Annotated in this window: 8 protein-coding genes; 5 read left to right on the top strand and 3 right to left on the bottom strand. The window is 53.2% G+C overall.

The genetic code is table 11. The features are described from left to right. Positions 1 to 264 precede the first annotated feature (264 nt). The 4 genes from VEI96_08195 to VEI96_08180 all read left to right on the top strand — a co-directional run bounded on the left by VEI96_08195 (position 265) and on the right by VEI96_08180 (position 4,962). Positions 265 to 582 (top strand): hypothetical protein, encoded by a 318-nt coding sequence (locus VEI96_08195; GenBank protein HXX57967.1) that lies wholly within the window; start codon positions 265 to 267, stop codon positions 580 to 582. A gap of 455 nt (positions 583 to 1,037) precedes the next feature. Continuing rightward, complete coding sequence (locus VEI96_08190; protein HXX57966.1) at positions 1,038 to 2,357, top strand: hypothetical protein; 1,320 nt, start codon at positions 1,038 to 1,040, stop codon at positions 2,355 to 2,357. Between the two features lie 542 nt (positions 2,358 to 2,899). Continuing rightward, on the top strand, positions 2,900 to 4,093 hold the full coding sequence (locus VEI96_08185) for a methyltransferase (GenBank protein HXX57965.1): 1,194 nt from the start codon (positions 2,900 to 2,902) through the stop codon (positions 4,091 to 4,093). An 89-nt stretch (positions 4,094 to 4,182) separates the two neighbouring features. Beyond that, entirely contained in the window at positions 4,183 to 4,962 is a 780-nt protein-coding gene (locus tag VEI96_08180) for a hypothetical protein (GenBank protein HXX57964.1), read from the top strand. A gap of 125 nt (positions 4,963 to 5,087) precedes the next feature. Here VEI96_08180 and VEI96_08175 read toward each other — a convergent pair whose 3' ends face one another. Then, positions 5,088 to 5,933 carry a diguanylate cyclase gene (locus VEI96_08175; protein ID HXX57963.1) on the bottom strand — a complete coding sequence of 282 codons (846 nt, stop codon included), beginning with the start codon at positions 5,931 to 5,933 and terminating at the stop codon, positions 5,088 to 5,090. A gap of 631 nt (positions 5,934 to 6,564) precedes the next feature. Continuing rightward, positions 6,565 to 6,882: a c(7)-type cytochrome triheme domain-containing protein gene (locus VEI96_08170; protein HXX57962.1), complete on the bottom strand. Its 318-nt coding sequence runs from the start codon at positions 6,880 to 6,882 to the stop codon at positions 6,565 to 6,567. Between the two features lie 223 nt (positions 6,883 to 7,105). On the opposite strand from VEI96_08170, the gene VEI96_08165 reads away from it, so the two are divergent. Continuing rightward, entirely contained in the window at positions 7,106 to 7,780 is a 675-nt protein-coding gene (locus VEI96_08165) for a response regulator (protein HXX57961.1), read from the top strand. 72 nt (positions 7,781 to 7,852) lie between these two features. Here the strand turns inward: VEI96_08165 and VEI96_08160 are convergent. Next, positions 7,853 to 10,263: CBS domain-containing protein (locus tag VEI96_08160; GenBank protein HXX57960.1), on the bottom strand; the 2,411-nt coding region annotated here is incomplete at its 5' end.

The raw sequence follows: 10,263 nt of genomic DNA, 5'->3' as shown, positions 1-10,263 counted from the left end.
CCTCCGTGAGAAGGGGGCGGAAAGCGGCGGGTGCCGAGTGAGTCGGCATGGCCGAGCTGCCGAAGGATAACATTTCTTTGGTATGCTCGGTCTTTTATTTTGAAGGCTGCTCAGATAAAGGACTCCAAGAAGAATAATTTCAGCCGAAAGGGGGGAATGATGTTCCAGGAAGAAGTGATCAAGCATGTCGAGGATCTTTTCAGGATGCCTCTCTTCAAAATAGGGTTCCTCGAATTTTTTAGGAATATGCAGGCAGAAGGCATCGTGGCTGCGAAGAATTATTGGAGTTTGGCTCATGGCTCGAATTTCTTTATTCCCAAAGCACCCGAGATATTCGAGAAGCTGATCGACTTTTATATAACCATGGGATTTGTTCCACGAAAAAGGCACGAAAAGGTGCTTGAAGAGAATGGGAATCTGAAAGAGGAGAATACATTACTGAGGAATACTATCAGTGATCTGCAGTGCAATGTGCTCACCCATCGCGAGGGTAATGGGCAGGGGAAAAGAGAGAAGCTGGTAGGGAAACAGCCGGGGTTAGAAAGAGAAAGAGAAGAGACCCCGCTGGAAAGACTTGTATGAGCGGAAGGTATGGACTCTGACGGCTATCCTATATTACTGCCCCCAAAAAAACGGAATAATCCCAATGCAGATAAATAGAGCGATTCACTGAGCATAACTTCCCTAAATACTCAGGATACCCAATTATTCGGTGTTTCTAAGCAATGGTAAAGTCAGTTAATCGGGTATCAAGAACCCGGTTCCGCAGGTTCGACATCTGCTGGAGGCACTAATTTTCTTCCTTACGTACCATGGCGTTAGCGACCCCCCACCTCGCGAGTCTCGCTGCTTACGCATTGACCAGGCTCGATGAGATAAAGAGACCGATAACAGGCTAATCGCTCGTGAAGTGCTGCTGGCCGCGATTGAGATAATCTTCCTTCCCCGTTATTATGGTAATAACCGGTCATGCCGGCAAGCCCTATAGGTGAAACGTGTGCGGGTAAGGAAGGCTTTTCCCCGGAGGAGAGGTGCGCATGAACATTCCGGTACTCTTTGCAAAATACTTTGAATTCCGGAGGAACGAGCGCCTGAAGCAGAAGGAGTTCTCTGAGCGGCGGCTCAGAAGATTCCGCCGGTTCCTCCGATTCGTAGAGAAGCGATCGCCATATTACGCGCGGATCATGAAGGAGCGGGGCATTGAAGCCGATACCTGCGTCCCGGAAGACTTCCCCGTCCTGACGAAACGGACTCTCATGGAGCATTTCGACGACATCGTCACCACACCGGCAATCACGAAAGAGGGCATCTCAGAGTTTCTCTCGCGGTCCAGAGATCCTATTGAACTCTACAAAGGGAAATTCGTCGTCCTCCACACGTCCGGGTCTTCAGGGGAGGTCGGATATTTTGTCTATTCGGAGGACGACTGGTCACGAGGGTATGCGCAGTTTGCGAGGGTCCATCCGTTCTCGCTCCGGCGGCGAAAGGCTGCATACTTTGGAGCGACGCAGGGGCACTTTGCAGGCGTCTCTCTTCTCCTCACATGCCGGCGCTCATTGCTGAAGCCCCTTTACCAGGCCGAGGTCTTCGAGATCAATGCTCCATTGCAGCCCGTAATCGACCGTCTCAATACCCTCCAGCCGGATATCCTGAGCGGCTATCCCTCGGGTCTTCTCATGCTCGCCCGGAAGCAGCTTGCCGGAGACCTCAGGATCTCTCCATCGTTTACCGATACCGGCGGCGAGCCGCTCGACCCGGAGACGCGCAGTGTTATAGAAAAGGTCTTCCGCGTTCCTTTGCTCGACCTCTATGCCAGCACAGAACACATGCTCATGGCCATGACGCACCCGCTCCACCGCGGAATGTGTCTGCTCGAAGACGATTTAATCTTCGAACTGCACCCCGATCATACCTGCGTCACGAATCTCTTCAACAGCACCCTGCCGCTCATCCGCTACCGCATGGAGGACGTCCTTGAACCCATGCCCGATGCCGACTGGAGCCTCCCTTACACGAGGATTAATGCCCTCATCGGCCGGATGGAACAGGCGCTCGTCTTTACGAACCGTCACGGCAGCGAAGATTTCATCTGTCCCATCATCATCGTCGAGTTCCATGTCAGGAACCTGCGCCGCTTTCAGATTCGGCGCCTGACCGGGTCGTCTTTTCTATTCAGGGCATGCCTCGAAAAAGGCCTGGGCCAAGGGGAGCGGGAGGGAACGTTTCGGGAGATTCGAAAGAAGTTGCAGGAGATCTTAAGCCAAAAGGAAATGGAAAACGTGTCGTTCGATATCGAAGAGGTCGATGACCTGCAGGTCGATCCGAAGACCGGAAAGTTCAGGCTGATCACCAATTGAAACGCCTCTGCTCGCACCCCTTTTCCGGCTTGTGTATTTTTCTCTTGACGTTTTATTATATACCGTGATGTCAGGGATGCGATTTGTCGTATTGCTTGCGGCTCTTGCGATTACGACGCAGAATACCTGTCCCCATGGTTGGGCCGGAAAAACGGCCTTCCTTTCTCCTCATTCGTCTGTCTGTCAATGCTGCCCTATGAAAGAAGACCGACAGCCTGTGAAATCAAATACGGGGAACGACGTAAAGAAAGATCTATCCGGTATCAATCATCCGTTCGTAATCCGGATCAGTGAACCGGAGACTTCGTTTCAGATTCTCCCCCTCGTGAATGATGAGTTCATTTCGAAAGCAGCGCACGTGAAAGACGTGTATTTAGAGCCCCGCTTGAGACCTCCCCTCCGGATTCTCTCCTCATAATCGGAAGGATATCATAGGCCGCGGCCTGAAGCAGAAGAGGCAGGGGAGGATATTCTCATTAGTTCCACCCCTCCAGATGATGCTCACGCGCGGAGTCCTTTATAGTTTTCAAAGGAGGTCTTCCATGGATAAGGCTAAGACTATTTTGCATAGCGCGATTCTGCTCTACTTTGTCATCGCGCTCGAAGTCCTGATTATGATAAGCCCCTTTGCCGGGTTATTCTATTCCGTCTTCAATCCCGTTCTGCTCGAAACGGCGAAATATCCGGCGACGAGATGGCTCAGCGCTTTCTATCTGCCCCATATGGTTTTGCCGCAGGACGCCTTTCTGCGGTTCGTGCGGGTCATGGGTTCGGTTCTCTTCGTCTGCGGCATCCTGATCTTTTTGGTCTGCGCGGTCCAAATCTATACGGCTAAGTTTACTAAAAAAGGGGCGGTACTCGCGGGCCTGTACTCCTCCGTCCGGCATCCCCAGTATCTTGCGCTCGCATTGGCGGGCTTGGGGCTCGCGATTCTCTGGCCGCGATTTTTGACGGTGGTGCTCTGGCTCATTATGGCGGCTGTCTATTATCTCCTCGCGAGAGACGAAGAACGCAGAATGCTGATGAGTCATGGAACGACGTACGGTCCGTATATGAAAAAGACCGGCATGTTTCTGCCGAAAGGGCTCGAAAACCTCCTGACACCATCATCAGCGATCGGAAAGGCGGCGGTTGCCCTCGGTATCACGGCGATCGTCATCGGCACGGCCTTCCTGCTCCGTGCCTATACCGTCAGTCACCTCACGCTTTGGACGAAAGCGCAGAACGTTACCGCCGTGGCGGTCCTGCCGGAGGACGGATTCAAGATGGAGCATCGCATGGACGGCCTCCTGGCCTTGAACGAAGTCCGACGGAGGATGCAGGAAGACAAACAGTATCTTGTCTATTTCCTCCCTCGCGACTATATCATGCAGGGAATGATCGCAGACACCGGAGAGAACTGGAGGCTTTACGAACAGCATCACTCCATCCCCATGATCACGGATTGGGTATTCCATCCCTTCAGGCACCTGCGCGAAGGGCACCATGCCATGCACGGCGGCATGCACCCGCAGCATGAGAACAGTGCAGGGAGGGGGGATGGCGTGGTCCGGAGGCTCATTTTCCTATCGATCTACAACGCGGGAGGGACTACGCCTGCGAATCCCTTCTCGATTAATGCATTGCGCGTACCCCAGTTTCTCGTCGATGTTGACGTGCATACTATGCGGCTGCTGGAGGTGAAAGACCTTCCGCGGGGCAGCGGGTGGGGTTCGGTACCGACGCCGGTCTTCTAAGAAAGCCAGGGGAATTTCCTGGAGGTCATTACGAGCGACGTCTGTTCGCCTGTAGCAATGAGCTGCAACATAATTAAGAAGATAAAAGAATGAAAAAAAGACGATCTGCAATTATCGTTCTCACAGTGACGGCGGTGCTCTGGGTCCTTTTTGTCCAGGTATATGCGGGGATAGTCGGGGCAAAAAGAGAGGGGATGGTCGAATACATCGGCGCCCAGAAGGATATTTTCGTGAGCGGCAAGGCCGCGAGCGTCCTGTCGCTTGAAGACTTGGCAGGGCGGAGCGGATTGTATGCAATAGGACCCGTCGATGGGCTGGACGGAGAGATCACCATCTTCGACTCTAAACCGTATATCACCAAAGTACGGGACAAGGATTTCATCATGATAAACACATTCGGCCACGGCGCCTTCTTTCTCGTCTGGACCGAGGGGTCTCGATGGAAGAATATTCCCGTTCCCGAGAGGGTGAAAGGCTACGTTGATCTACAACGGTTCGTCAAGGATGAGGCACAGGTTTCGGGAATCGATGTGACAAAGCCCTTTCCGTTTCTGGTCTCAGGGAGGCCAGTTGAGATCAAGTGGCACATTAACATCGACCGGACGGAAGGAAAGCCGATCACGAGGGAACTCTTCCTCAAGTCAAAGGAAACCTTCATCACGAAGCACGAACCGGTCGATATTGTCGGTTTCTATTCAGAGCACCACGCCGGGGTCTTTCTTACCCAATACGCCCCTGCGATTAAGGAAGGATCGGGCATGGAGAACGCAATCCACATTCACTTCGTCTCTCGCGAGAGCAAGGCATCAGGACACATAGACGATCTTATTCTCGGTGAAGGCATGGTGCTCCACCTGCCCTTGCCGTAAGGGAGACAACCTGAGGCCCCCGCGACACCTACCGTGGGGAGCCTCAATAAGCTTCCGGGGAAGCCGGCCGTCACGTACCTCAATCCTCTCGTCGCGCTGCGGGATTCCGAAAAGGAGAGACCGACTTAAGACTCCCTCTTGCGCATCATGGTATCGCCATAAGACAGCAGCTCGTCAAGCGAACGGGTGCCTTCCGGGTCGAAGCACAACTTACAAAAACTGATGAGCAGTTTATAATTGCGGTTTTTGCTTGCATTGAGATTCTCAAGATGTGCCCTCAGGCGGGAGGCTATTTTATCGATATCGTCTCCCGCAGCACCTATCGTCAGGGCCACGAACTCATCTCCTCCGACGCGCGCGATGATGTCGGATTTTCGAAACGTTGCCCGAAGCATTATCGCAGCATCGATTAATGCGCGGTCGCCCTCCTGGCGCCCCCACCGGTCGTTGATTCCCTTGAGATCGTCCATGTCGGCATAGAGCATTACGAGCCCTCTCTTCTCCCGTTTGGCCAGCGCTATCTGATGTTCCGTCAACGTGAAGAATCCGAGCCGGTTGTAAAGGCCGGTGAGCTGATCGATGAGCGAGGTATCGCGCAAGTGCTTCAGCGTCTTGGCGTGCTCTATCCTTGCTATGAGTTCTTTCAAGGTGAACGGTTTCTTTATCAAGTCCAATGCCCCTACCTCGATTGCAGAGTCATAGGTGTATTTGTTGATAAAGCCGGTCATAATGATCGTCACCATGTCAGGTCTCAGGCGTCTTGCCTTCTCTATAAGCTCAATACCTTTCATGCCGGGAAAGACGATGTCCGTCACCAAAATGTCGAACGGGGTTTTATCGACCAGGTTAAGAGCAGTCTCGGCATCTCTCGCTGTTTCACAACTATAGCCTTGAAGCAAAAACCCCTCCTTCAACATGGGCAATAAGGTTTCATCATCATCAACGATTAAAATAGAACTTCTCTCATTCATTTTGATCACCACGCAAAAGACAATGATTTCAACAGAGCCTCATTATATCAAAATAAGGGGCTATTGTCACAGATGACATTCTTCTTTCTTTTTCCTTCTGGTACTTTGCCGGAAGACGGACAGAGGGCAGGCGGCGGGTATCGGCTATGGCGAACACCGAATGCTCCCTGAGGCCGCTGCATCCTATTGAGCGCGGTCTGAAATGAGTTTCATGACGCGCCGAAGCGATGTGGCCGGCAAGGTGCGATTGAGCCGGGTCAGTTTGACAAATTCCCCCAAAAACGTTATTTTGGAGGCGTATCGCCCAACAAATACTATCAGAGGAGGAATCGGGATGGTCACGAAGATCTTGATCGTGGTTTTCTGTGTTGCCGTCATTGTTGTCGGCGTCATCGGCGTGGTTCAGATGGTTCGTGGTGACAGGAAGCAGGGCTCTCAGAAGTAATCCAGCGCAACATCAGACTCATCCACGGGAGTCGGTAAGGAGACGGAGACCCAAGAGTTCACGGGGCCGTCTCTCAAGCGGCGCACCTTAAGCCAACGGAAAGCGCAGAAAAGCTACGTATGCGAAAAAGGAAAACCGCCGAGTCCTCTCCCTCTTTGATTAACTCGCCGACTGGGTCGAAATCAGCTACTTCTGTTTCTGATGACACTTCCCGCAATTATTCGGATCGTCAGCCTTAAAAGCCTTTGTACCGTCATGACAGACGCCGCAGGTTTTGTGACTGTTCATAGATTTCATGGTTATCTCGTCTCCGCCTGTCTTCATCTGAAATGGAGATGGATGGCAGTCGACACAGGTGAGGCCCTTATCTGCGTGAACCGTACCGTCGAAAACAACCTTTCCGATTCCCTTTCCTTCATATACAACGACCTTTCCTGACATTACCCCAAAGGCACTACTCGTGAGGGCGACGATGATGCAGACTATCAATGCAACCTTTCCCATGAGACCTTCCTCCTTTTATATTTAGTGCTGACCCATCGTTCTTCGCGTCAAGACGGTCCGCCAATGAGCCGTATGACTTCCGGTTCTCAAGAACATTATAATCTTCACTCAAAATCATTTATAGCATAAACATGACCTCATGTCTACAGAAAGATAATCCTATAGGATTCATGAGGGAACCCGGCCTTGTAAAATCGCCGTTCCGATGATATTATCATCTTCGATGAAAAAGATTCTTATCGTAGATGATCTCAAGGCGGAAAGAGAGAAAATAAAGAATATTCTTTCGCGACCCGAGGTCATGATATTCACCGCAACGTCCGCAGAAGAGGCGATTCGGATCCATAGGGATGAAAGAGTGGACCTCGTAATCGCAGACCTCGAGATGGGGGGAATGGGCGGGGATGGGATGTGCACCGCGATCAGGGGTGACGAAACCCTCAAGAAGGTTTCGATAATAATCTACTGCTTCAACAAGAAATCAGCACGGGAAAGGTGCGAGGCCTGCGGAGCAAATGCGTGCCTGACGAAGCCGGTAAATCCCGAGGTGCTCTTCCAGAAAGTCAACGACCTCTTGAGCATCTGCAGGCGGGAGAGCCTGCGGGTTCTCATCAGGGTCTCTGTTGAGGGGAGGGCCGGCGACGGCTATTTCTTCTCCACCTCCAAGAACATCAGCACTACGGGTATCCTCCTTGAGACAGACAAGGTTCTGGCGAAAGGCGACAGGATAACCTGTTCCTTCTTCCTCAACACAAACCAGATAACGGCGAACGGAGAGGCAGTGAGGGTAGAGGAAAAAAAGGGGGAGTTGAACCAGTATGGGGTGAAGTTCATTGACCTCGCCCCAGACGCGCAAATCCTGATAGAAGAGTTCATAAAGAAATCCCGAAGCCGCTGAGAGATGTCGGGAAGGGCGTTCTGTTGACGAGGCGCTCGACTTGGAAAAAGGGAAGACGTGGGAATACCGGGGCTAACCTGTCTGGCGAGGGGTGGAATCTTTGCAGGGAGAGACGTATCGCCGCCGGACAAATCTCTCCTCGTCTTCTTTCGTCACGAGGTTGCCCCGTAATCTTTCTTCCAAGAGGGTGTCGAGAACTTTCGAATAGAAAGGCCCAGGGGCGAGCCCCATTCTCTTAAGGTCGACCCCTCTTAAAACGGGTTTTATCTTCCTTAATTCGAGAAGGTACCGTGAGATCTCCTTCTTCTTGTCGGCGTCGGGAGAGATTGCCATGGCAAAGAGCAGGGTCTCCATGTCATGGGTGAACAATGCCTTATATATCCTGGCGGGATCGCGGAGCGGGAGCAGGAGTATGAGTTCTTTTGCGCCGTGGATGCCCCTTTCGATCTTTTCCTTGAGCCTCGAAGGGGTTGAGAGCCGGACGAGGCTTGTCTCCCGGTCGGTGTCGCCGAGGTCTGAAAGAAGCGCCATCAGGTAAAGGGCGCCTTTATCGATCTTTTCCTCAAGGAAGAGGAGGGTGAACCAGGAAAGGGCATCGTGCAGAGACTGGAGCCTCGATTCGAGTTTCGGATCAAAGGTCAGGTTCTCGTGGATCACTTTCAAGAGGTGATACTCGGAGAGCCTCTTGATCGCCTTCACCGGCTCAGTCTCGTTGAAGATGAGAAGGAGTTCCTCGTACAGGCGCGACCCTGAGAGCCTATCAAAGAGGTTCATCCGCAAAGCCGATTTCATGAGGTTCTCGGTGTGCTTGCCGAGTTTGAATCCGAACCTCTCGGCGAATCGTACGGCCCTGAACGCCCGGGTCGGGTCTTCGATAAAACTCAGGTTGTGGAGGACCCGTATCGTCTTTTCTCTCAGGTCCCTCTGTCCCCCGAAAAAATCGATGAGCAGGCCGTAATCTTTCGGGTTCAGCCTTACGGCAAGGGTGTTGATGGTGAAGTCCCTCCTGTAGAGGTCTTTTTTTATGGAAGACGTCTCGACCTTGGGGAGGGCAGCGGGAGACTCGTAATATTCGGTTCTTGCCGTTGCCACGTCAACCTTGAGGGGGCCGGCAGAGACCTGCGCAGTCCCGAACCGTTCGTGGGTTCTCAGCCTGGCGCCGAGCCTCCGGGCGAACTCGCCCGCGAAGCGGATTCCGTCTCCCTCGATGACGATGTCGATATCGAGGTTTTCCTGCCCACGCAAGAGGTCCCTGACTGAACCGCCGATGAGATAGGCGCTGAAGCCAAAGTCTTCCGCCACCTCCCCCGCAAGCGCGAGCATGGCATGAACTTCGGCAGGAAACTTCTCCTTGAGCCAGCGAGCGAGGTTTCTTCCGATAGACGGCTTTTCCCCCGAGGGGAGTTCCGGCAACCGGCTCCGTTTGAGGACATCCTCATAGAGGGTCCTCAGGATGTCCGTTCTCGTTATCGCGCCGATGATCTTTCCGTTCTCCACTACGGGCATAAATCGCTGGTTCTGTTCTATCATCGACCGTTCCACATCCCGCACCGGAGCGTCAGGGCTCACTGTCAACGCATCGGTGGTGGTGAAGTCGGTGGCGCTGCTTTTCCCAAAGCCGTGGAAGATCGCCTTTTCTACGACCTCTCTGGAGATGATGCCCCTGTACATTCCCTCTTTCACTACCGGGAGCACGTTTACCCCGTATCTCGTCATCATTGACTCCGCCGATTTCACCGAATCATTCCACGGTATCGTTATGACAGGGGCGGTCATGACATCCCGCGCGCTCTTGACGTGCCGCATGGACGAAAGGAGTGTCTTCGACATCTCCTCTTCTATAAGCTCGAGGGGGACCTCCGTCACCGTGGCCGATGCAGCCGTGGGATGCCCCCCGCCCCCGAACTTCTTCATCACCTCTGCTACGTCAAGCTCGGCGACCCTGCTCCGTCCGACCATGAGTATCTTTCCCTGCATGTTCAGTAAGAGGATGAGTCCGTCGATATCTTCCATGTCCATAATCCGGTGCGCGAGGTGTGCCGCATCGCCGACGTAATCTTCCCTTGATGCCTTCACGATCTTCACCTTTGTGCCGTCGACCTCGATCTCCCGGGATGATTGGACCAGTTCATTGAGCAGGTCGAGTTCTTCCTTGCTCAGCTCTGCCCGTATGAAACTCGATACGATCTTCAGGCTCGCGCCCCGTTTCAGGAGAAACGCCGCGGCCAGCAGATCCCTTTCCGTTGTCGACGGGAAAAGGAGAGCCCCCGTCTCTTCATAGATGCCGAGACAGAGGACCGTCGCTTCCATGGGGGTGATGGGGATCTTCCGTGACTTGAGGATCTCCGTGAATAACGTCGCCGTCGCGCCGACGTCTTCGACCACCTCAATCTCAGCGCGAATGTCGTCCTTCGCAGGCGGGTGGTGGTCATAGAGGTGAATGTCGGGCCTGCCGGGTCTCGCGAGGAGTTCGGAGAAAGGCC

This window comes from Thermodesulfovibrionales bacterium (genome assembly GCA_035622735.1).
Taxonomy (GTDB): domain Bacteria; phylum Nitrospirota; class Thermodesulfovibrionia; order Thermodesulfovibrionales; family UBA9159; genus DASPUT01.
Note: the sequence above shows the minus strand (reverse complement) of the source record. Positions and strands in the feature narration are given on the sequence as shown.